This is a genomic window from Flavobacterium sp. Arc3 (assembly GCF_041431375.1).
In the GTDB taxonomy this organism is placed as follows: domain Bacteria; phylum Bacteroidota; class Bacteroidia; order Flavobacteriales; family Flavobacteriaceae; genus Flavobacterium.
In genome coordinates this window covers 119,697-144,574 of record NZ_JASMRI010000010.1, presented here as the reverse complement: position 1 = coordinate 144,574, position 24,878 = coordinate 119,697, and the positions used below count along the sequence as shown (strand labels likewise).

Genomic DNA, 24,878 nt, shown 5'->3' with positions numbered 1-24,878 from the left:
AAGGCACTCTTTTCTAATTGAACAGATCCCGATAAAAATCGGGATAAGCGATTCACACACTTTTTTTGCAAAAGCAAAAAAGTGGTTCTCTGCTTACATATTTCTTCTATATTGACCACCTACTTCAAACAATGCAGCAGTGATTTGTCCTAAAGAACACACTTTAGTTGCTTCCATTAAATGATCGAATAAATTTTCGTTATTAATGGCTGCTTCTTGAATAGTATTCAATATTTCATCCACTTGGTCATGATTTGCTTTGTGCAAATTGTCCAACATCGTGATTTGGTATTGTTTCTCTTTTTCGGTAGCACGAATCACCTCAGCAGGAATAACCGTTGGAGACCCTTTAGAACTCAAGAACGTATTCACCCCTATGATTGGGAATTCTCCTGTATGTTTCAAAGTTTCATAATACAAACTTTCTTCTTGAATTTTAGAACGTTGGTACATCGTTTCCATAGCACCCAGAACACCACCACGTTCAGTAATTCTGTCAAATTCTAACAATACGGCCGCTTCAACTAAATCCGTTAATTCTTCGATGATAAAAGCACCTTGAATTGGATTTTCATTTTTGGCTAGACCTAATTCTTTATTGATAATCAACTGAATTGCCATCGCACGACGAACAGATTCCTCTGTTGGCGTAGTAATCGCTTCGTCATAAGCATTAGTATGCAATGAATTACAGTTGTCGTAAATCGCGTACAAAGCTTGTAAAGTCGTACGAATGTCATTGAAATCAATTTCTTGTGCGTGCAAAGAACGACCTGATGTTTGAATATGGTATTTCAACATTTGAGCACGTTCATTAGCGCCATATTTATTTTTCATGGCTTTCGCCCAAATTTTACGTGCTACACGACCAATCACTGCATATTCAGGGTCTACTCCATTCGAAAAGAAGAAAGATAAGTTAGGACCGAAATCATTGATGCTCATTCCGCGACTCAAATAGTATTCTACATACGTAAATCCATTTGAAAGTGTGAACGCTAATTGTGTAATTGGATTTGCACCTGCCTCCGCAATATGATACCCTGAAATTGAAACCGAATAAAAGTTCCTTACGTTTTTAGTGATGAAATACTCCTGCACATCACCCATCAATCGCAACGCAAATTCAGTAGAGAAAATACAGGTATTTTGTGCCTGATCTTCTTTTAAAATATCGGCTTGAACCGTTCCACGAACTTGTGATAACGTTCTCGCTTTAATTTCATTATAAACTACCATAGGCAAAACTTGATCTCCAGTTACTCCTAAAAGCATCAATCCTAAACCGCTATTTCCTGCAGGTAGATCGCCTTGATAATGTGGTCTTTCGACCCCTTTTCCTTTGTATATAGCATTGATTTTTACGGCAACTTCTTTTTCTAAACCGTTTTCTTTAATGTAATATTCACACTGTTGATCGATGGCAGCATTCATGAAAAACCCTAATAACATAGGCGCTGGTCCATTAATAGTCATACTTACTGATGTCATGGCATGAACTAAGTCGAAACCAGAATATAATTTTTTAGCATCATCCAAACAACAGATAGAAACTCCGGCATTACCTATTTTTCCATAAATATCAGGGCGTACATGAGGATCATTTCCGTATAAAGTCACGCTGTCAAAAGCCGTCGACAATCGTTTTGCCGGCAATCCCGCACTTACATAATGAAAACGTTTGTTTGTTCTTTCTGGCCCACCTTCACCTGCAAACATACGAGAAGGATCTTCTCCTTCACGTTTGAAAGGATATAAACCGGCGGTAAACGGAAATTCACCCGGAACATTTTCCTGTAAACACCAACGTAGAATATCTCCCCAAGCCTTATACTTTGGTAAGGCAATTTTTGGGATTTGAGAATGAGAAAGTGACTCCGTATGCGTCGCCATTTTTATTTCTCTATCACGAACTTTAAAAGTATAAACAGGATTTTTATATTTATTTACTTTTTCATTCCAAGTCAATATAATTTCCCAATTGTACGGATCTAAATCCATTTTTACTTTATCGAATTGATTCAGTAAAAGATTAAGGAAAATTTTATTTTCAGCGACTCCTTCTTTTTCAGATTCAATTGCTGTAGGTAATACAGACGTATCATCAATTCCTGCTTTTGTAATAACTGGTACTTTTCCTGAAACTGTTTCCAGTGTTTTGAAAATACCGTATAATTTTTGTGCTACTTGCTCCTGGCTTACCGCTGTCTCATCATAATGACGATTGCTTTCGGCGATTTCAGATAAGTAACGGGTTCTGTGTGGTGGAATAACGAAAATCTTCTCGCTCATTTCACGAGTGATTTCGAATGTTGATTTCAAATCGGAATTTGTTTTCTCAACAACCTTGTCCATAATCGCTTTGTACAGCGTATTCATCCCTGGGTCGTTGAACTGTGAAGCAATAGTCCCGAAAACAGGCATTTCATCAGGATTCACATCCCATAAGTTATGATTGCGTTGGTACTGTTTTTTCACATCGCGAATGGCATCTAAAGCGCCTCGTTTGTCAAACTTATTTAATGCTACTAAATCAGCAAAATCAAGCATGTCGATTTTCTCTAATTGGGTTGCAGCACCAAACTCAGGTGTCATTACATATAATGATACATCTGAATGATCCATTATCTCCGTATCAGACTGACCGATACCGGAAGTTTCTAAAATGATAATATCATACTTAGCTGCTTTGATCACTTGGATTGCATCAGCGACATATTTTGACAGGGCCAAATTAGATTGACGCGTTGCCAAAGAACGCATATATACTCTAGGACTGTTGATTGCATTCATTCGGATTCTGTCTCCTAGAAGTGCTCCGCCTGTTTTTCGTTTTGATGGATCAACAGAAATCAAACCAATTGTTTTCTCTGGAAAGTCGATTAGAAAACGACGAACCAACTCATCTACTAAAGAGGATTTCCCTGAACCTCCTGTTCCTGTAATTCCAAGAACTGGTGTGGTGCAGGTTTCGTTCATTTTATGAATTGCATCCATAGCAGGCTTTGCTACTTCTGGAAAATTCTCAGCCGCAGAAATAATTCGTGCGATAGCTGTTGGATTTTTTGATGCTAATTCTTCTACTTCATTAGTCAATTTATCTCCTGTTGGAAAATCTGAACGTTCTACTAAATCGTTTATCATCCCTTGTAATCCCATAGAACGACCATCATCTGGTGCGTAAATACGAGTAATTCCGTAGGCTTGTAATTCTTCAATTTCAGAAGGAAGGATTACTCCGCCTCCGCCTCCAAATATCTTAATATGCCCTGCTCCTTTTTCTTTAAGCAAATCATACATGTATTTAAAATACTCATTATGACCTCCTTGGTAGGAAGTCAAAGCTATCGCATTTGCGTCTTCTTGAATAGCGGTATTCACCACTTCTTCAACACTACGGTCATGGCCAAGGTGAATCACCTCAACACCAGTAGATTGAATAATTCGTCTCATGATGTTTATAGCTGCATCGTGACCGTCAAAAAGAGAGGCTGCAGTAACAATTCTAACTTTATTCTTAGGAATATATGGCGTTTGTGGATTCATTTTGAGAATATGATAATTTTAAGAGTGCAATTTACAAAAATTTTTAATGATTGCCTGATGTTCCTTGCAGATGTTGATAAAAAAGCAACAATCTTCTTTTTCAGGCCAGAAAGTCCCGCCGCTTCGGGAGAAATCCTTTTCTATTTTTCTTAAATAACGGAATATTCTAGCGTCTCAAGGCTTGGAACTAGAAATATCCCCTCTTAAAGAAATCTTAAAATTTATGTTCCAAAAATAAAAAGTGGCTTTATATTTGAAGAAGTAGTATTTTTGGTTGGAACCAAATGGTAACGCAGCTGAAGTAAACTAATAAAAAAATGAACATGAAAAAATTTTTGCTTTTAACAATGGTATTTTCTCTTTTTGGTTGCGCTGAGATGCAACAAGTAATGAATCAATTTCCACAAACGGGCAGCATGGGAGTTGTTGATATTTCTGGAGGTCTGAAAGAAGCGTTGAACAATGGTATTTCTAAACAAGTAACTAAGTTAACCGCCACAGATGGTTTTTACAAAAACGCGGCAGTAAAGATTCTTTTACCAGAAGAATTGCGAAAAGTAGATGCGGGATTAAGAAGCATTGGTCTTAGTTCTTTGGCTGATGAAGGTTTAAAAGTATTGAACCGTGCGGCAGAGGATGCTGTAAAAGAAGCGACTCCTATATTTGTAGATGCTGTGACTAATATGTCATTTGCAGATGCAAGAGGAATATTGATGGGGAACGAAAGCTCCGCCACTAATTATTTACAAAACAGTACTTCTACTGCTTTATACGGGAAATTTAATCCCATAATAAAAAACTCTTTTACTAAAGTAGGTGCTGATAAAGTCTGGACGAACATCATTACTAAATATAATAGCATTCCGTTAGTGAATAAGGTAAATCCAGATTTGACTGACTATGTAACGAATCAAGCAATGAATGGGGTTTTTAAAATGGTAGCTGTCGAAGAAAAAAACATTAGAACCAATCTTAGCTCGAGAACCTCTATTTTATTACAGAGGGTTTTTGCATTGCAAGACAAGAAGATTTAATTGTCTTTGTGTACAACTATGCGATTTGAAAATCACACAAAAAAACAGCAGTAAACAAAGATTTAAAACATCCTTTATCTGTTTATTTTAGGTAAAATGGTTTAGTTTTGATTTTCCTTTCATCCATTGAATGAAAACAGAAAATTAGAACTAAACTTTTTTTGTACCAAAAAAAAGGATTTAAATTTACAAGAACCAACTATAATGCAAAAAATCACCCTACTTATTCATTGCAAAGACCAAAAAGGAATTATTGCAACCGTGACTAATTTTATACTAAAAGTAGAAGGAAACATCACTTATTTAGATCAGCATGTTGACATGGAACGAAATGTGTTTTTTATGCGACTGGAAAGTGAACTTACAAATCCAACTAGTAGCGTTGAAGCCATAAGAGCTGATTTTCAGCAAACGATTGCCACCGATTTTAATATGTCTTGGGATCTCTACAACAAGGAGGTAAAACCTAAAATGGCATTGTTTGTTTCTAAATACAATCATTGCTTGTATGATATTTTAGGTCGTTATAGCGCTGGGGAACTAAATATCGAAATTCCTTTGATTATATCTAATCATATGGACTTAAAACCCATTGCTGATCAATTCAATATTCCGTTTTATCATGTTCCTTTTACTAAAGACAACAAGGTAGAAGGAGAAAAGAAACAAATCGAACTGCTCCAAAAACACAAGATTAACTTTATTGTTCTAGCGCGTTACATGCAAATCATAACGCCTAATTTGATTTCGCTTTACGAAAATAAAATCATCAATATCCACCATTCCTTTTTACCTGCTTTTCCAGGAGCTAAACCTTACCACTCCGCTTTTAAAAGAGGAGTGAAAATTATTGGCGCAACCAGTCATTACGTTACTGAGGAATTAGATGAAGGCCCAATTATCGAGCAAGACATCACTAGAGTTTCTCACATCAATTCTGTAGATGATTTTATCATGAAAGGAAAAGATCTGGAGCGTACCGTTTTGGCAAGAGCCATAAAACTACATGCCGAAAGAAAAGTAATGGTATACTCTAATAAAACTGTCATTTTTTCTTAAAACTAGATTCTAATAAAACCTGAAAAGTTAAAACTATTTTAGAAAAAAGTCCAGGTAATTAAATTTGGCAATCAATGAAATAAAATGAAAAAACTACTAATACTATTGTTGTTTGTTCCTTTAATTAGTTCCGCACAATTCAAAGATTTGGTAAAAAAAGTTACTGATAAAGCTGCCACAATTAGCAGTTCAAATTCGGGCTTAGACATTGCTGCCGGACTAAAAGAAGCTTTAAACAAAGGAGTTACAGAACAAGTTTCTAAATTAACCCAGGCTGACGGATTTTATAAAAATGAAGCCGTAAAAATTTTAATGCCCGAAGAGTTAGTTAAAGTCGACCAAACTTTACGCAAAATGGGAATGAGCACCTTAGCTGACGACGGTATAAAAGCACTAAATCGTGCTGCCGAAGATGCTGTGAAAGAAGCGACACCCATTTTTGTTTCTGCCATAAAAAACATGAGTATCACTGACGCCAAAAGTATTTTATTAGGTGCGAACAATTCTGCTACTACTTATTTACAAACTAGTACAACAACAGCATTATACGCTAAGTTTAATCCTGTAGTACAAACCTCTATTAGCAAAGTGGGAGCCGATGTAGTTTGGTGAAACATTATTAAAAAATACAATACTCTTCCATTCATTTCTGAGGTTAACCCAGACATTACAGATTACGTAACTAATAAGGCGCTAGATCGTGTTTTTAGCATGATTACGGTAGAAGAAAAAAATATTAGAAGCAATGTAGACGCAAGAACTTCAGATGTTCTTAAGAAAGTCTTTGCCTTACAAAATAAAAAATAAAAATATCACAAAAGAAAGTGTAAAAACTTAACTTATGTGCAACAAACTAATAACAAAATCTTAACAACGATTAGCCGGTAATTGAACCATCTTTGCAGAGTAATAAACTGGTTATTTATTATTTGGTTTTGGTTAGTTAAAGAACTGCCGGTATTCATAGAGTACCGGCATTTTTTTATTTAGTCCCACTCATAAAAGAAAGAACTGCAGCGTTAAAAACATTAGGCTGTTCCACGTTTACCACATGACCACAGTTAGCAACAACAAATAGTTTTGAGGACTTATAATGACTCTCTACTACTTTTCTCACTGACGGTAAAAACATGTAATCTTCTTCACCCATAACATACAACGTAGGGATATTTAGTTCCATCTGACGAAACCATTTTAGAATAGGATTAATTTCGGCTGTCAATTTAAACCATTTTAGAAATTCTTTATGGTATAATTTCTTTGCTTCATTTATAAAAAGAATACGAGATTGCTTGTGATTTTTTTTAGGCATAATCACAAAAGCAAAAAAGCGGTATAAAACCAAATAAGGTAAAACATACTTGAACGTATTACCCAAACGCATTAATATCTGGGAACGAAAATTCATTTTTAAGATTGCACCACCAAGTATCATACTTTGCACCCTCTGCGGATGCATCTCAGCTAATTGTCTAATCAGAATCGTACCTAGAGAAATCCCAACAAAATGCGATTTTTCAATCTTTAGAAAATCTAAAACCTCCAGAATATCATTGGCAAGAGCCGAAAAGGTATATTTTTGTTTGAAAGCAGTTTTTAGTGATGCTTTAGAATTTCCATGACCACGCAAATCCAATAAAAGCACATTATACTGTTTTTGAAAGTCTCTAATTTGTTTGAACCAAATCGATGAACTTCCACCAGCACCATGAACAAAAGTTACCCATTGGGTACTGTTCTGATTTTCGTAAATGGTATAATTAAGCACGTTTTTTTTGTAAAAATAGTACTTTAATTTTAAATCCCAATCTTAACATTTTTTATTGCCTCTTTTATGATAGTATAGCGTAAATTTGCCGGAAAAATACCGCCATGATTGGATTGCTGCAAGAGAAAAGTGAAATTGAAAAACTCCAACAGGAATATAGAAAATTAGCAGCAACAAACTTTAAAGTTAATGCTAAAATTGAAATTGAAATTCCAGAAGAGGAAGTGGTTCTTGAAAAATGCGAAGCATAATTCTAGACAAAAAAAGGGGATTCTAAAATAGAATCCCCTTTTTTTTATATCAGAGCTCAATTAAAGTGAATTAATAAATTCTAATAATTTATTTCTTTGAATCGTTGCCAATTCTTTAAAACTATTTTTAGCCTTTTCTGCTTCGCCACCATGCCACAAAATAGCTTCCGTTACATTCCTGGCTCTACCGTCATGCAATAAATTAGTATGCTTATTTACGGTATTAACCAGCCCTATTCCCCATAAAGCCTGCGTTCTCCATTCACTACCCGAAGCTTCAAAATCAGGAGCATTATCTGCTAAACCTTGCCCCATATCATGCAATAATAAATCAGTATAGGGACGAATGGTTTGATTGCGTAAAGCAACAATAGCATGCGTATTTCCAGTTTTCATTTTCGGAATATGGCAAGTTGTGCAGTTAATGGTTTCGAATATTTTTTTCCCTTCCAATACATTTTGCTCTGTATAATTCCTTCTACCTGGCACCGCAAGTGTACTAGAATACAAAGCGACCTTATTCAAATTAGCATCGGTTATTTCAGGAGAACCGCCATTTGGAATTGAATTACAGTCTACGCCAGGAGGACAATTTTCATTGGGAAACAAAGACGAAGTAATTCCGATATCACCCGAAAAAGCTGCCGCCACTTGTTGACGAACATTTGGCTGATTGGCTTTCCAACCAAATCTTCCCATTTTTTTAGAATTGGTAGCCACATCATATACATAATTTGGTTTTCCAGAAATCCCATCGTTATTTCTATCATTTGCATCAGCATAAGCCAATAATGTAGTTTCATCGACAGCTTCCAGTAAACCTAAGCCTACCATTTGATTCGCCACTCTAGGGGAAATCTTAACATTGGAAGCCAAAGTTCCAAACCCTAAATTATTAATTTGGTACGTTGGTCTTCTAAGAACCACAACAGTTCCATCTGCGAATGTCTCCGTAACGTCCTGATAAACGACATTAAACTTCCCTTTTACGGTTTGTCCTAAAATTGCATTGTCTTGCAATTGTCCGCCATAAATAGCATCTTGAAAAGAACTGCCATTGCTATTGACACCAGAAATACTCAATCGCAACAATAAACCATGTGCAGTCTCACCATCAAACAATGGCGCTCTACCTCTACCATCTTTAAAGTGACAACTAGAACAGGAAACTGCATTAAAAAAAGGTCCTAAACCATCGCGAGCAGTCGTTGATGATGGAGCTGTAACCCAACTTTGTCTAAAAAAAGAGTTCCCGATACCGAAATCGCTTTGCTCATTAAAGGTCAGATTAGGCGCCGAAAAACCAAAAGCTTCTTCGGTGGCATTAAAAAAAGTAGTTTCACCACCAGAATATTGCTCTCCTTCCTCAGCAACTAATGCAATATACTTGTCATCCGAGCTACTACAGCTGTAAAATTGAAAGCTAACCAACAAAAATAAAATCTTTATACTATTCTTCATTTTATAAAACAGAAAAAAGTGCCCTTAAAAAAGAGCACTTTAAATTAAACATCTTTTAAATTATCCGTTAACGATAATTCCAATTTTTACGGCTCCTGCCAATAGATTAGCCCCTAAATTCTTAAGTGCTAAAACAGCCACTCTGACTTTGGCACCTTCAGTAGAATCTAGGCCCCCAGAAATAGCTAAGTCAAAAGGAGTTAAAATTGCTGCCACTTTAGTTAAAGAAGCGTTTACCGCAACATCAGTATCATTATAAATGTCAACATTTGCTTGCTTCACTAAATCCTCTAAAGAAGCACCGTCAATTGTCCCATATTTTCCTTGGTATACATTTATTACACCTTGTAGATTAAGTGCAATATCTCTGTGAGTATTGTCACTAAAACAAGAATGTTCATCTTCTTGATCTGCATTTCCTAAAGCAACGTCCATACGCTCCACAGGCAATTCTGCTGAGACAAGAGTTGTGATTCCCAAGTAAATGTTTTTTATTGCTTGGTCATCTGATAAGCCTAGAAAAACTTTTCTATAAGGACCGTCAACTTTCCATTGGTTTACCATATAATCCAAATGATCCGTTAACAGATCAGCACAAACCTGTAAATAAGCGGCTCTACGCATAGGATTAGCAGCGGTTCCTCCTATTACATAATCAGTATACGGTCTCAGGCCTGCTTTTTTCTCAGAAGGCGCTGTCAAATCTTGTCCCCACAGCAAAAATTCAATAGCATGATAACCAACGCTGATGTTTTTCTCACCACCATTTTCATTTTGAGCTTCTAAAAAAGATTTATCAATAATAGGAAAAGTGATTGGATCATTGATGATACCGGAAGTACTTGCTCCTTCTACATAATCAATATAATTTTCGTCTAAAGGCCAAGCATTCATAAGACTTTCTGGACCATTTACATCGTCAATTGGTCCATTTGCAAAGCGAAAAGCTTCAGTTGTTCCGTAACTCTCCCTAGCTTCCTTCCATTTGGATTTAGCCAAATCAAAATTGGTCTGAGTTGGTGCAGCTGCGAATGTATTAATGGCCGTTTCTAGAACCACTGCATCATCAAAAGCCTTTTTATAATTTGCGTAAGCTATTTCAGCATAGTTCTCTATAACCTGTTTTTTAGTAACATTGGAATCTGCGGTATCATCATTATCGTTGTTACAAGAGAAGGCTAATCCTCCAATTAATAAAAATAATGCCATTCTCAAAAGTGCTTTCTTCATCGGGTTGTTATTTATAATGATTAAATTTAGGCAAAAATATAAGTTTTATTTTAATACGCAATTTTTATTTAGATTTAATTTAAATTAAGTTATAAATAACTCATAAACAGTAGTTTAATAACTTAAATTTATTACAAAACCACATGTCAGTAATTTATTCTAAATAGTTATTAACCCCAAATTAAGGATTCAAAACAATCAATGTCAATACATTAAATGTTATTTAGAAATATTATAAACAAAATTTTGAAATTGCAAAATTGTACTATATATTTGCATAAAATTATTCTTATTCAATCTAAATAAATAACTATTATGATACTAAAAAAAGTATTACTCTCCACATTATTAGTAACAGGGTTAACAATCACTTCATGTTCCAATGATGATATGCCAACCCAAGACCAAACTACTAATTATACTGTTCCAGCCACCTATACATTTGAAAGAAACAGTACAACAACTGTAGATTTCTCAGGACAAAGTGCTCGATTACTTATGTTAGAAGAAATGGGAAATATTATAAAAACTGCTGCTACTAATGGAACCCAAGCTAGTCAATCAGTTTTGACTAATATGTATTCAAACACAAGCAACGCTTTTTCTAGTACTGTTTTGAATACTTCTGGAAAACAACTAAAAGACAAAACAGCAGCTTCAAAAGATTACTTTGAACTATATCAAGGTGGAGGAACTACTACTGAAAGATTAAGTGTTCAAGCCTTCTTTGAAACGCAATTGACGTTAGCACAAGAAGCAAGCGTAGGAACAAATGCAGCCGCAGGTGTTGCAGGTGTATATTTAGACGGAACAAGTAAAAGATTATTTGCAGCTAACGGTTTAGAACCACAACAAGTTCTTTTAAAAGGAATGATGGGAGCTAGTTTCCTAGATCAAGTAGTTAATAACTATTTGAGTGAAAATAAATTAGACGAAGGAACTAATAAAGTAAATAATTCAAATAAAATTGTAGAAACAGGAAAAACCCACACTACAATGGAGCACAACTGGGATGAAGCTTACGGTTTTATTTATGGTGTGGATGGTACAAAATTTTGGGCAAGCTACATTAGCCAAGTGAATGCCGATGTCGATTTTAATACTTTAACAGCTGATCTAGATTTGGCTTTTCGTAAAGGTAGAGCTGCAATAGTGGCCAATGACTATGCAACTCGTGACGCACAAATTGACATCATCAAAGCTAAACTAGCGATGGTTCCAGCAGTAAGAGCTGTATTTTATCTTCAAGAAGGAAAAGGGAAATTAGTTACTGACAAAGGAGCTAAATCATTCCATGCTCTTTCTGAAGCATACGGATTTATCATGTCTTTAAGATACACAAACAATCCAGCGACAAACAACCCATATTTATCAAAATCAGAAGTAGACGCCATACTTGCCAATATGGTTAGTGGTACAAATGGCTTATGGGATATCGATACTTTAGGAGCAAAATTAGATGCTATATCGCTTCAAATAGCTACAAAATTCGGATTCACAGTTGCCCAGGCTGCCACAGTAAATTAATTTAGAATAAATACAAACAAGACCATTTGCTTTTGTATTTTTGCAAAAAAGAAACTAAAATGAAGAAACTATTTATACTTTTTACTGCTTTAATCACTATTGTCGCTTGCTCGTCAAGTGACGACAATGGAGATACAACAGGAGGCAGTAACTACGACCGTAAATTACTTTTAACAAACTGGGCTGACAACATCATCATTCCTAGTTATGTAAACTACCAAACTAAAATAAAAGTAGTAGCGACTAATATCACTGCTTTTAACGCATCACCATCAGAGGACAACTTGCTAACGGTAAGAACTTCTTGGTTAGCCGCATACAAAGCATATCAATATGTTGCTGTCTATAGTTTTGGAAAATCAGAAGAGATTGGTTTAAAAGAAAGTGCTAATACGTATCCAACAAATGCTGCTGGTATTGATGCCAATATTTCAGCTGGCGGATACAACTTAACATTGTTATCCCAGTTAGACAAGCAAGGATTCCCAGCTTTGGATTATATGATTAACGGATTAGCGACTACAGATGCTTCTATTGTTGCTTTTTATAGCACTAATGCAAATGCTACTAACTATAAGAAATACCTAACTGATGTCGTTGCTCGATTACAATCAAATGCTGATACTGTTTTAGCAGATTGGAACTCAAGCTACAGAGCCACCTATATTGCTAATAGTGGTACTTCTGTAAGTAGTTCTGTAAATGTTACGACTAATAATTTTGTTAAAAATTTAGAGAAAAATGTACGCTCTGGAAAATTAGGAATTCCAGCGGGTGTTTTCTCTAGTGGAGTGAAATTCCCCGAAAAAGTAGAGGCGTATTACAAGAATGATGTTTCAAGAGAATTATTGAACACCGCTGTCCAAGCGTCAAAAGATTTCTTTAATGGAAAGCATTTCAACAGCGCTACAACTGGCGAAGGTTTAAAATCATATTTAGACTATGTTAAAGCAGTGCGAAGCGGGCAACAACTTAGCACTATCATCGACAGTCAGTTTACTGCAAGCCTTAGTGCAAACGCGACATTAAACGCTAGTTTTTCGAACCAGATTAATACTGACAATTCTAAAATGCTTGCTGCTTATGATGTATTGCAACAAAATGTAGTCTACATCAAACTAGACATGATGCAAGCCTTAAACATTACTATCGACTACGTTGATGGAGATGGAGATTAATTTAGTCTAAAAGCTAAAAAGATTAATTGACAAATAGTACCTACTGTAATGATTCAAAATTATTTCAAACAATATACTTCAGCCGCAACGCTAGCCTTCTATAGGCTAGCGTTTGGTTTAATGATGCTTTTGAGTTTGATTCGTTTTGCCACTTACGGTTGGATTGAAAAATTTTATATCACCCCAGATTTCCATTTTACCTATTACGGTTTTGAATGGGTTAAACCTATTGGGAATTATACTTATGTTGTATTCCTAATCTGTGGTATCGCTGCACTGTTTGTAGCTATTGGTTACAAATACAAATGGGCCATTCTCACTTTTTTCTTGAGTTTTACCTATATCGAGCTAATGGATAAGACTACCTATCTAAATCACTACTACTTCATTACCATAATCAGTCTTGTATTATTGTTTTTACCTGCAAACTGCTATTTTTCGGTTGATGCCTATAAAAATGAAAAAATGCGTTTTGCAAAAATACCCAGCTGGAACATCGATATTCTGAAATTACTATTGGCTATCGTCTATTTTTATGCTGGACTGGCAAAGTTGAATTCAGATTGGCTTATTGAAGCAATGCCTCTTAAAATATGGTTACCCAATAATTCTAATCTCCCATTGATAGGATCGTTATTAAATGAAAATTGGGTGCATTACGCCTTCAGTTGGACCGGAGCCATTTACGATCTCGCAATTGTATTTTTATTACTTTACAAAAGAACCCGACTGTTCGGTTTTATTTTAGTTGTGGTGTTTCACATTTTAACTAAAATACTATTCCCAATAGGTGTTTTTCCATACGTAATGATCATCAGCAGCTTGATTTTCTTTGATGCCAGTTTCCACAAAAAGGTCTTAAACTTTATTGCCAGAATATTTTCAAGCAGCATTATTTTATTCGAAAACGGAAAAGAAAAAGGACAAACCTTCAACAACACCTATAAAGCTAAAGTGTTTTTTATCAGCTGTTTTGTTGTATTCCAACTCCTATTTCCTTTCCGGTATTTCTGTTATCCTAATGAATTGTTTTGGAGTGAAGAAGGCTTTCGTTTCTCCTGGCGCGTGATGCTGATGGAAAAAGCGGGGTACGCGACTTTTACCGTGAGGGATGCTGTAACCAAAAAAGAAATCGTTGTGAACAACAGCCATTTTTTGACCACATTTCAAGAAAAACAAATGGCTTTTCAACCTGATTTTATCTTAGAATATGCCCATTATCTGCACAATTATTACAAACAAGAAGGCGTTAATGATCCCGAAGTTTATGTAGAAAGCTACGTAGCACTCAACGGGCGATTAAGCCAGAAATATATAGATTCAAAAATAAATTTAGCCAAAGAAAATGAAAGTTTCAAACACAAAACCTGGATACTACCCTTCAATGATGAAATTAAAGGGTTTTAGACTATTTATACTTTTACTGCTGCCTCTACTTAGCTTCGCCCAAAATAAAATTTCGGGAACGGTGACTGATGCTAGCGGAAGAAAATTGGATAAAGTAGAAATATTCAATAAGTCAACAAATGCAAAAACGTTTACGGATGCAAATGGCGCATTTGAAATCGATGAAAAAAAGTCAACTAGTTTTGATTTTGTATTCTTCAAAGAAGGATATGCAATTGTTGAACAAAACAACATCACTACGGGAAGTACCATTACCATCGTTCTAAATAAAATAACCAACCTGACTGAGGTGATTATTAGAAAGCAAAATCAAAAACTTATGGCCATTCACAAGCTTAAAGACATTGAAGAAACAGCGATTTATGCTGGTAAAAAAACAGAAGTAATTAATATTAGTAAATTGACTGCTAATAAAGCTACTAATAATGCGCGTCAGATTTTTGCACAAGTAGTTGGACTTACCATTAACGAAAGTTCTGATGGCGGTTTGCAATTGAGCATTGGTGGCCGTGGATTAGATCCAAACCGAACTGCTAATTTTAATACCCGTCAAAATGGCTATGACATTAGTGCTGATGTTCTAGGATATCCTGAAAGCTACTACGCTACTCCGACGGAAGCATTGGAAGAAATCCAAGTTATTCGTGGTGCCGCATCTTTGCAATACGGAACACAATTTGGTGGTTTGATTAATTTTAAATTAAAAACACCAAGTAAAAAACCCATTGAATTAATTACTAGAAACACGATTGGATCTTATGGTTTGTTTACCAATTTTACTTCTTTGAGTGGAACCAATGACAAGTTTAGTTACTATACATTTTATAACTACAAACAAGGAAATGGTTACAGACCCAATTCAGATTTTGAAAGTAAAAATTATTTTGCCAACCTGAATTATCAGTTCAACGATAAAACATCCTTACATTTTGATTATACTTATTATAATTATTTAGCGCAACAAGCCGGTGGTTTAACCGATGAAGGATTCAACGAAAATCCAAAACAAAGCAACCGTACTAGGAACTGGTTTGCAGTTGATTGGAATTTATTTGCATTACGTTTAAAGCATAAATTTAATGAAGATACTAATTTTTCGCTACAACTTTTTGGTTTGGATGCTAGCAGGAAAGCGCTAGGATTTAGAGACAATCGAATTACTACTCCAGATCCTATGGGAGAACGTGATTTAATCATTGGAGAATTTGTAAACTGGGGTGCCGAAGCCCGATATTTAAAACAATATTATATTGGGAAACAGAAGAGTGCTTTTTTAATTGGAGCAAAATATTATCAATCTAATAATAAGCAACAGCAAGGTCCAGGAAGTTCTGGTAGCGATGCTAATTTTAACATTGCAATTGATGAATTTCCATTCTATAAAAACCAATCCGATTTTACTTTCCCAAATTTGAATTTAGCAGTTTTTGGTGAAAATATTTTTAAACTTAACAGTAGTTTCACCATTACTCCTGGTTTTAGGATAGAAAAAATTAAAACACGAGCAAAAGGTACTTATAAAATTATAAATCGCGACTTGGCTGGCAACGTTATTCTTGATGAAACTCAATCTGAAAACATAGTTAAAGATCGAAATTTACTTTTATTAGGAGTTGGCTTGAGCTACAAACCTAAAAACGGAATAGAATTCTACGGAAATATATCTCAAAATTATCGTTCCGTTACTTTTAGCGACATCCGTACAGTGAGCCCTAGTCAACAAATAGATGAAAATATTACTGATGAAAAAGGGTATACTTCTGATATTGGATTAAGAGGTCATATTGACAACAAACTATCATTTGACACGAGTATTTTCGGACTCTATTACAATGATAAAATAGGTGATTATGATAGTACTAACTCTTCTAATCAAGTTGTAAAAATCAGAGCTAATACAGGTACAGCTCTAACCTACGGTTTTGAAACATTATTAGATTGGAATATTGCTAAAACCTATTTTGAAAGCAAGGAAAATCTTAGTTGGAATCTATTTACTAATTCTGCCATCACAGGTTCAAGTTATTTAAAATCAGATATACCATCTATCAAAAAAGGATATGAAGTAGAATTTGTGCCTTTATACAACATCAAAACAGGAACTAGTATAGGGTATAAAAACTTTATTTCAAGCGTTCAATTTACCTATATATCATCACAACTTTCAAGCGCAAGCAGTAATAACTCAAATAATGTTTCAACTGGAATTTCAGGAACCATACCTGCTTACTACGTAGCCGATTTTTCTACTTCCTATAAATGGAAAAAATGGAAGCTGGAAGCTGGTGTAACTAACTTTACAAACAACAGTTATTTCACACGTAGAGCCACAGGATATCCAGGGCCCGGAATAATCCCTTCTGACAATAGAACGTTCTACACGACTCTAGAATTAGTGTTTTAAAGAACGAAACATTCTAAAATTGAAAACCATTTAGGAATTAAGAAAAATTAAGACTGACGCTTAATGAAACTTAATTCCTAAATGGTTTGTTTTTTTAGTAACAATTAGATCGCAAAATTGAACGTTGTCGAACTTATTTCTTTCTATATAACAATTAATTTATCTGAATAAAACTACTTCCCTAAATTACCATGCAGCATTTTAAAATATTCAAATGCCTTTAGCAGTCTGCTGCCGTACCACGAAAACATTTCACCGTCAACCAAGACCGTTTGTGCTTTCTCAGTATAATTACTGATTTCATAGCCGTCTTCCTTTTTAAACGGATACGGTTCTGAAGAAAGAAAGATGAGATCAGGATCGCCCTCTTCCACGATTTCCTCAATGGCAACTTCAGGGTATCGCCCTTTATTGTCGTAGATGTTTTTGAAGTGATTTAGCTTCAATAACTCATTGATGAAATTATCTGAACCCGCAACCATATATGGTTTTTTCCAAATAAAATAGGCTACTTTTCTAACTGGAATATCTTTTACAAAATTTTTAAAATCGCTCAAGGCAAAAGCCAATTTATCGTTCCATTTTTGCGCTTCGGTTCTGCAGTCTAGAAGTTGGCCAAAGTCAGTTATCATCTGAAAATTGTCTTCGATTGTAATGATATTAGTCACCCAAACTGGACAAATCTCACGAAGTCTTTCTACCATTTCTTGGGTATTCTCTTCCTTATTGCAAATGATAATATCGGGTTGTAATTCTTTTATCTTTCGATAATTCACTTTCTTAGTTCCACCTACAGTTTTCTTAGTCGATTTAAAATGATAGGGATGCACGCAGAATTTGGTTATCCCAACAATCTTTGCTTCCTGACCCAAATCATACAATAATTCCGTTTGAGAAGGAACTAATGAAATGATTCGTTTTGGCGAAGTTTCAAAAGTATGGGATGTCCCGAGTTGGTCTGTTAAGGTTTTTTGTTTCAAAAGAGAAAAGTTTAAATTGTTTAAATTGTTTAAGGTTTGAAAAAGTTTGAAGTTTAACCGCTAAGCTTTTGTTTCAGGTTTAAAGTTTGAAAAAGTTTAAAGGTTAACCGCGAAGTTTTTGTTTCAGGTTTAAAGTTTGAAAAAGTTTAAAGTTTAACCGCAAAGAACACAAGATTATTACTTTTAATTCGTGCAAATTCGTGTTTAAAATTTTCACACACAATCCAAAAAACTTCAAACCTTAAACTTTAAACGAACTATTTACACTTTAAACTTTAAATGAACTATTTGCTCCATTTCCTGTTGCATTTTCAAAGCCTCTTCCCTTGCTTTTTCGGCAAAGTTAGTTCCGTTAGAAGCATAAATAATTCCTCTAGAAGAATTGATCAGTAATCCTATATTCGCATTCATACCGTATTTACACACTTCAGATAAACATCCTCCTTGTGCCCCTACTCCAGGAACTAGCAAAAAACTGTCTGGAACAATCTTACGGATTTCTGTGAAGTATTCTGCTTTAGTAGCTCCTACAACATACATCAGGTTTTCGCTGTTTTTCCAAGTCTTAGACGTTTCTAAAACCTGTTTGTACAATTCCTTTCCGTCAACAGTAAGCGTTTGGAAATCAAAAGCACCTTCGTTTGACGTTAATGCCAACATAATAGTGTGTTTATTTTCGAAAGCTAAGAAAGGTTCTACAGAGTCTTTCCCCATATACGGAGCAACAGTAACCGAATCGAAGTTTAAATCTTCAAAAAAAGCTTTGGCGTACATGGATGATGTATTGCCTATATCGCCACGCTTAGCATCTGCAATAGTAAAAATATCAGGATAAGTATCGTTGATATAATTGATTGTTTTTTGTAACGAACTCCATCCCTTAATCCCATACGCTTCATAAAAAGCGGTATTGGGCTTGTAAGAAACACATAAATCATATGTGGCGTCGATGATTGCTTTATTGAATTCAAAAATCGGGTCTTCAAGTTCTAATAAATGGGGTGGAATTTTATCTAAATCAACATCTAGGCCTACGCATAGAAACGATTTTTTGAATTGAATTTGATTGTAAAGTTGTTCTGTAGTCATTTGTAATTGGGTTGTTTCGCAAATTTACAAACTAGAATTCAATTAATTTCGAAATACGCACATTTCTTAAAAAATGTATAACACGGCAACAATAAAAAATCATTTCTAATGGTCTAAAACAAAAAAAATGAGGCCCTTTCAGACCTCATTCCTTTTATAAACTTAAAATATTGAACTAATTATTTAGCTAATAAAATTTCAACTCTTCTATTTTGAGCTCTTCCTGCTTCTGTTTTGTTAGATGCAATTGGTTTTACTACACCATAACCTTCAGATGTAATTCTGTCGGCATTAATTCCTTTTGCAACTAAATATTCTTTGACTGCTGCTGCTCTTTCTTTCGATAATTGTAAATTTTTTACCGCAGATCCAGTGCTGTCTGTATATCCTTCCAACATGAAGTTAGCTGTACTATAACTGTTCATTACCTTTACAATTTCTTCCAATTTAACATTAGATTCAGGTTTAATCGTTGCTTTTCCAGAGTCAAACAATATCGCTTTAGAAAAACTATTCAATTGCTTAATTACCTCTGCAGTAACTTCTGGACAACCATTATTAGCTGCTGTACCTTTTATTGTAGGACACTTGTCATCTTTATCAGCAATTCCATCACCATCTGTATCAGCCCATGGACATCCGTTATTTTCTGTTGGACCAGCTACTGTTGGACATTTATCATCTTTATCAAAAGTACCATCATTGTCTGTATCTGCATAAGGACAACGTTTGTTGTCTGCCGGACCTGCAACATTTACGCAAGCGTCGTCTCTATCAATTACACCATCACCATCAGTATCTGGAGCCAGTGCAGTTTCCTTAATAACAACTTCCTCTACTTCTTCTACCACTCTCTTTTTCTTTTGGTAAACTGGTATTTTCATTCCTAAATGAAAATCAATCGCTCTTGAATTATCAGAAATAAGATTTGAAATAGCAGATCCTGATCCAATAAAGAAAACTCCCGTACGCAATCCTACACCTACTAGAGCTTGCTTGCTATAATCCATGTACGTAACAGGAACGTAGAAACTAAACCACCTTGATTCAAAACGAGGTGTCAAGCTTACGCTATTTGCTATACTATTTTGACTTAATTTATTTTTATCAACAACGTTGAAATCTCCGTTTAAATTTAAATAAAATTTTCTGTGAATATTCCAGTCAACATCTGCATGCAAAGCCGTTGGTAAGTATGATTTTACGGTACCATTGATAGTTGTTCTAGCATAATTATTTTTCATGAACTCATCAAAGTTAGACGCATCCTGATAATTTGCTGCCGTAATCGTTTTATTCAAATTATAACTATTTAAAATTCCTTTATCATATTTCATTGAACCTAAATCAGTAACCGAAACACCAAAACGAATCTTATACTTATTCACTTCTCTTAGATTATTACTATCAGTGCTAGAAGCGTCATAATCTGGTCTCCATTCGTAAACTAAACCTAAATCAAAACCAAACCCTTTTGATTTGCTATCAATATCAATCTTATCATTAGTCGCAAAATCTTGGCTTGAACCATAAACAGCCGTTCCAGTAGACGTATATGTATCCAAAAGAGGATTTCCTCTATCGTCATACTTTACCGTTACATTGTTTCCTTGTAAATGATAATTGGCTACACCTTGTAAATATTTAGCCGTAATACCTCCTTTTAAGAAATGTTGCCCTCTTTGCAACAAAACAGCTGCATAAGATATACCTAGCTCTCCCCATGAATTACCAACTGCATTTGGACTACCCAAAGTTGCAGACGGAAAACTTGTATGATTGTCTGCGCTGATGTCATTAACAACTTGTCCATTTACATTAAGTACGTTCACAAAAGCTCTTGCTCTTGTAAAAATAGCCAACGAATGTTTTGGTGCAATGTTAAACATAAACGATGGCCCCATAACATCGGTATTGAAGGTAGCATTATTATTGTTTGAAAACGTTTTTTTAGCTTGTGTATCAAAATCATAACCTGACTTTGTAACATCAGATAAACTAACACCGTATGCATCATTATTAACAGATGAGCTACTTGAAAACAAATTTATATCTGTTTTAAAACGAGAATCAACAATAGAGGCTGGATTGAACAACACGCCTTGAACACCCGCATAATTATCATGGGTATATCCAAGATACGATTGAGCATTTGCCGAAATAAAACTTGCAAACGCAAGAACTACTAGTATTTTTTTTTTCATAATTTATTCTAATTCAAAGTATATATTTAATAATTCCTACATTTTCGACAAAACTACCAAAATTATTTAATAAATACTTTCCTATAATTTTTAATAACATTGCAGACACAAAAAAATAAAAATGCCACACTAAAAAATTTAGTATGGCATTTTTTTCTTGATTCTATATTATATTCTCTTTCTTCTTAATAAACCTCACTTGCTTCTTTCAGTTTCTCCATGTTGTTCACTAATGCTAGTTCATCAACAATTTTCTGGATATCACCATTCATGATATTTCCTAGATCGTAAAGCGTCAAACCTACTCTGTGATCAGTCACACGACCTTGCGCGTAATTGTAAGTACGTATTTTGTTAGAACGGTCACCAGAACTTACTTGAGACGTACGTTTTGTAGCATCTTCAGCTTGTTTTTTGGCTAATTCTTGTTCGTATAAACGAGAACGCAATACACCAAAAGCTTTATCTTTATTCTTATGTTGTGATTTTTGATCCTGACATTGCGCTACTAAACCAGTTGGAATATGCGTTAAACGCACCGCTGATTTGGTAGTATTTACAGATTGTCCACCTGGTCCAGAAGAACAGAAAAAATCCACACGAACATCATTCATATCAATTTGAACATCAAATTCCTCTGCTTCCGGAAGCACCATAACAGTCGCTGCCGATGTGTGAACACGTCCTTGCGTTTCCGTTTGTGGAACACGTTGCACACGGTGAACACCCGCTTCAAACTTCAAAGTTCCATAAACATCTTCACCGCTAACTTCAAAAATCACCTCTTTAAAACCACCAGAAGTTCCTTCATTCATATCAACAACAGATGTTCTCCAACCTCTATTTTCACAATATTTAGTGTACATACGGAACAAATCCCCTGCAAAAATACTTGCTTCATCCCCACCGGTACCGGCACGAATTTCCACCATTACATTTTTAGCATCTTCAGGATCTTTCGGGATCAACATAAATTTGATTTCTTCCTCCAGTTCCGGTAATCTTTCCTTCGCCTCGTCTAGTTGCATCTTGGCCATTTCGGTCATATCAGCATCACTATTGTCGGCAATTATTTCGTTTGCTTCTTCAATATTAGCCATGATAAGCACGTATTCATCGCGCTTTTCTGCTAATGCTTTCAAAGTTTTATACTCTTGATTCAATTGCACATAACGCTTCTGATCAGAGATTACATCCGGCTGGATGATCAAATCCGATATCTCATCGAAACGTTGTTTTACTATTTGAAGTCTATCTAACATATTCTTGTTCCTTTATTTGGAGTGCAAAATTACGAAATTTTTGTTTAAAGTTTAATGTTTAAAGTTCCAAGTTTTTTTTAGGAGCTATTTCCTGCTATTCGCTATATCTTTTTATCCGCAAAAAAAGCGGATTAAAAAGGATGCCGCTACTATCAGGGCTAAAAAATCAGTGCTAAAAAACTCCGTTTACGGCTTCCCGTAAAGTTCTTGTGTGAAAAGAAATTAAATTTGAAAAACGAATTTATTAAATCAGTATTTACGGTTTAGAATAATTATGTATCAATAAAAATTCTATTCAACCAAATAGAATATATTATTGCAAACCATATCTAGCGAATTTACATATTAAATCCCTAACTAACACTTTTAAAGAATGGACAAAAATGACCTTAATGATAATTCTTTAATAGATAAAACGACACTGTTTTTTTCTTCATTTAAAAACAGTTTGCTAAAAAATTTAAAAGAAGAAAAAATAACCAATGAAGATCATAGTTCTCATGCTAATGTAACTATTTTTTTTGAAGATCTTAAAAACCGATATTTTTCAAATAGTTTAGAAAATGATATGAAAGGGCAAGAAGAGCAATCTCTAATTGTTCAAAATCTTTCAGAATCAGAAAAAACTAATTTTTTAAATAACATAATCCAAAGCAGCTCAGAAAATATTGACACGATGAAAATGTCAATATCAAAGACTTTAGATAGTAGTATTGAAAAATTTAGTGACATAAAAGACATGTCTATCGTATTATCGCAAAATGCTGGAAACACGGTAATTGATTTTTCTAAAAATATTAATCTAAAATTCACAGAGTTAAAATTAAAGCAAAAATTGCTGAATAATATGATTCGAGTAGATTTAATTTTCATCATAGCTGCATTATATACTTTTAAATCAAAATATAGAAAAAGCTCCAAAGAATTTATAGCATTGACAGCACTAGTTGGTCTACTAAACCTTTTAAACAACTCAAAAAACAATCCCGAAAACGCATTAAAAATTTTAGACAACAGTGAGTTTCTACTAGATGATTTTTTTAATGAAATCACGTTTAAAAGCGTTGTCGAAACTACCGAACCATTTATCATTTTGATACCTAATGGAAACTATATATTACTAATTTTAAAACTATTTATTTGATATGGGAATATTATCATTTTTATTTTCTAACGACCCAAAAGCGGAAATTGAAGCTTGTAAAAAAAGAATATTAAATTTTAAAAAAAATATTGAAATCATAAAAAAAAATAACATCAATAAAGCCCAGGCACATTATAAAATAAGTGCTAAAAAAAACATTAATACCTTACAATACCAAATAGAAAAGGAAAGAGAAAAGATTAAAGCTCTAAAAAAATAAATGTAGCATAATACATTTTAAGTTTTTCGCTTAAAAATCAGCACTTAAAAACTTCGTTTACGATTTATCTTAAAGCTATTGATACAAAAGGAATTACATATGTCAAAACGAATATATTTAATCAATGTTTTCAGTAGAAAGTTATATATTCGAAGAAATAAAAAATGTAACACAAAAATTTATGCATAGACTTTAATTTAAATAAATTGGCTAAACAAAATTTATTGAACATTTATATCAAAAGGTAATAATAGTAAACAACTCAAATTAAAAAAATAGAATAAAATTTTATCAACCATACGATCTATGTTTTTTTATTTTTTATTTGTAAAATCAACCAAGTGGTCCCAATATTTGTATCTACTTTTATAAAAGAAAACACAATTAAAAAAATCACATATAAATTAAAATGAGAAGTTTAAACCTTTTAAATATAAAAGAAAAAGTTGCCGTAAATTCTACAGAATTTGAATCTTTTACGAGCGGTGATCTTAGAACGGTGATTGACCGTGAACTGGGCAATATCATTTTGGATCACAAAATATGCACGGCTGATGAAAATGAAATCCAGGATTTTTTCAGATCAAAAGGAAAACTTTTTGAACCATCTTTATTTAATAATAAAAAACCAAATAAAAACAAACAAAGTGTTAATATGAATAGTACAGAAATTAAAAATATGCGTGTAGATATGGGGTTGAGTCAAACGAAATTTGCTGTAGTATTAGGAGTTGACCGTAGAACGATAATTAACTATGAACAAGGGAAGAAAATTCCTGAGTCAAAAGTAAAATTGCTTAATCTAATGATAGAAAATAAGAATTCAAAAGAAAAAGAAATAAAATCAGAAGAGGTAAATACTGTAGATGTTAAAGGAATAAAGATGGAAAATACTGAGCCGCAAAGTTTTGAAGCAAAATATATTATACAATTAGAGGCGGAAGTTTCAAGATTAAAGAAAGAATTATTTATATCTAAAATGATAAAGTAAAACTACAGCCCGATCTTCGGCTATTCCTAGCTCTGCGAATTATAAATAAGCCACAACAGCAAAATACAATTGTGATCGCTCTGCGAAGTCTCCTGACTTCGTAGCCACTCCAATAATCGACAA

18 protein-coding genes and 1 pseudogene are annotated in these 24,878 nt (G+C 34.2%); 11 read left to right on the top strand and 8 right to left on the bottom strand.

Annotated elements, in window-relative coordinates; genetic code table 11:
* Window positions 1-93 precede the first annotated feature (93 nt).
* Window positions 94-3,546 (bottom strand): methylmalonyl-CoA mutase family protein, encoded by a 3,453-nt coding sequence (locus tag QO200_RS09415; protein ID WP_371539053.1) that lies wholly within the window; start codon window positions 3,544-3,546, stop codon window positions 94-96.
* 323 nt (window positions 3,547-3,869) lie between these two features.
* On the opposite strand from QO200_RS09415, the gene QO200_RS09410 reads away from it, so the two are divergent.
* From QO200_RS09410 to QO200_RS09400, 3 genes and pseudogenes are all read left to right on the top strand, one after another.
* Window positions 3,870-4,580, top strand: coding sequence for a DUF4197 domain-containing protein (locus tag QO200_RS09410; RefSeq protein ID WP_371539050.1), 711 nt, complete (start codon window positions 3,870-3,872; stop codon window positions 4,578-4,580).
* A 204-nt stretch (window positions 4,581-4,784) separates the two neighbouring features.
* Window positions 4,785-5,639 (top strand): formyltetrahydrofolate deformylase, encoded by an 855-nt coding sequence (purU, locus tag QO200_RS09405; protein ID WP_371539048.1) that lies wholly within the window; start codon window positions 4,785-4,787, stop codon window positions 5,637-5,639.
* 84 nt (window positions 5,640-5,723) lie between these two features.
* Window positions 5,724-6,446: pseudogene (locus QO200_RS09400) on the top strand (DUF4197 domain-containing protein).
* A gap of 175 nt (window positions 6,447-6,621) precedes the next feature.
* On the opposite strand, the gene QO200_RS09395 reads toward QO200_RS09400, so the two are convergent.
* A complete protein-coding gene (locus QO200_RS09395) occupies window positions 6,622-7,407 on the bottom strand; it encodes an alpha/beta fold hydrolase (RefSeq protein ID WP_371539046.1) in 786 nt (261 codons plus the stop codon).
* 104 nt (window positions 7,408-7,511) lie between these two features.
* Here QO200_RS09395 and QO200_RS09390 point away from each other — a divergent pair, with 104 nt between their 5' ends.
* Window positions 7,512-7,658, top strand: a complete 147-nt coding sequence (locus tag QO200_RS09390) for a hypothetical protein (protein ID WP_371539044.1) — start codon at window positions 7,512-7,514, stop codon at window positions 7,656-7,658.
* 60 nt (window positions 7,659-7,718) lie between these two features.
* Here the strand turns inward: QO200_RS09390 and QO200_RS09385 are convergent, their stop codons facing one another.
* Both QO200_RS09385 and QO200_RS09380 read right to left on the bottom strand, forming a co-directional pair.
* Window positions 7,719-9,119 carry a di-heme oxidoredictase family protein gene (locus tag QO200_RS09385; RefSeq protein WP_371539042.1) on the bottom strand — a complete coding sequence of 467 codons (1,401 nt, stop codon included), beginning with the start codon at window positions 9,117-9,119 and terminating at the stop codon, window positions 7,719-7,721.
* Between the two features lie 60 nt (window positions 9,120-9,179).
* Window positions 9,180-10,349, bottom strand: coding sequence for an imelysin family protein (locus QO200_RS09380; protein WP_371539040.1), 1,170 nt, complete (start codon window positions 10,347-10,349; stop codon window positions 9,180-9,182).
* Window positions 10,350-10,664: 315 nt separating this feature from the next.
* Between QO200_RS09380 and QO200_RS09375 the strand changes: the two genes are divergently transcribed.
* From QO200_RS09375 to QO200_RS09360, 4 genes are read left to right on the top strand one after another with little or no spacing between them, the layout of a single operon-like run.
* A complete protein-coding gene (locus QO200_RS09375) occupies window positions 10,665-11,876 on the top strand; it encodes a DUF4856 domain-containing protein (RefSeq protein ID WP_371539038.1) in 1,212 nt (403 codons plus the stop codon).
* 59 nt (window positions 11,877-11,935) lie between these two features.
* The gene (locus QO200_RS09370) at window positions 11,936-13,054 is read left to right on the top strand and encodes an imelysin family protein (RefSeq protein ID WP_371539036.1); all 1,119 of its coding nucleotides are present in this window, start codon (window positions 11,936-11,938) and stop codon (window positions 13,052-13,054) included.
* Window positions 13,055-13,102: 48 nt separating this feature from the next.
* Window positions 13,103-14,461 carry an HTTM domain-containing protein gene (locus QO200_RS09365; protein ID WP_371539033.1) on the top strand — a complete coding sequence of 453 codons (1,359 nt, stop codon included), beginning with the start codon at window positions 13,103-13,105 and terminating at the stop codon, window positions 14,459-14,461.
* Window positions 14,442-16,865, top strand: coding sequence for a TonB-dependent receptor domain-containing protein (locus QO200_RS09360; RefSeq protein WP_371539115.1), 2,424 nt, complete (start codon window positions 14,442-14,444; stop codon window positions 16,863-16,865). The genes QO200_RS09365 and QO200_RS09360 overlap by 20 nt, the downstream gene beginning before the upstream one ends.
* Window positions 16,866-17,038: 173 nt before the next feature.
* On the opposite strand, the gene QO200_RS09355 is transcribed toward QO200_RS09360, so the two are convergent.
* From QO200_RS09355 to prfA, 4 genes are all read right to left on the bottom strand, one after another.
* Window positions 17,039-17,845, bottom strand: coding sequence for an ABC transporter substrate-binding protein (locus tag QO200_RS09355; protein ID WP_371539030.1), 807 nt, complete (start codon window positions 17,843-17,845; stop codon window positions 17,039-17,041).
* 261 nt (window positions 17,846-18,106) lie between these two features.
* Window positions 18,107-18,934, bottom strand: a complete 828-nt coding sequence (gene pyrF / locus QO200_RS09350; protein WP_371539028.1) for an orotidine-5'-phosphate decarboxylase — start codon at window positions 18,932-18,934, stop codon at window positions 18,107-18,109.
* A gap of 179 nt (window positions 18,935-19,113) precedes the next feature.
* Entirely contained in the window at window positions 19,114-21,138 is a 2,025-nt protein-coding gene (locus QO200_RS09345; RefSeq protein WP_371539025.1) for a DUF5723 family protein, read from the bottom strand.
* A gap of 185 nt (window positions 21,139-21,323) precedes the next feature.
* On the bottom strand, window positions 21,324-22,400 hold the full coding sequence (gene prfA / locus QO200_RS09340; RefSeq protein WP_371539023.1) for a peptide chain release factor 1: 1,077 nt from the start codon (window positions 22,398-22,400) through the stop codon (window positions 21,324-21,326).
* A 373-nt stretch (window positions 22,401-22,773) separates the two neighbouring features.
* On the opposite strand from prfA, the gene QO200_RS09335 reads away from it, so the two are divergent.
* From QO200_RS09335 to QO200_RS09325, 3 genes are all read left to right on the top strand, one after another.
* Complete coding sequence (locus QO200_RS09335) at window positions 22,774-23,544, top strand: hypothetical protein (RefSeq protein ID WP_371539020.1); 771 nt, start codon at window positions 22,774-22,776, stop codon at window positions 23,542-23,544.
* Window position 23,545: 1 nt separating this feature from the next.
* Window positions 23,546-23,764: a hypothetical protein gene (locus QO200_RS09330; RefSeq protein WP_371539018.1), complete on the top strand. Its 219-nt coding sequence runs from the start codon at window positions 23,546-23,548 to the stop codon at window positions 23,762-23,764.
* 409 nt (window positions 23,765-24,173) lie between these two features.
* Window positions 24,174-24,755, top strand: a complete 582-nt coding sequence (locus QO200_RS09325; RefSeq protein WP_371539015.1) for a helix-turn-helix domain-containing protein — start codon at window positions 24,174-24,176, stop codon at window positions 24,753-24,755.
* Window positions 24,756-24,878: the final 123 nt, after the last annotated feature.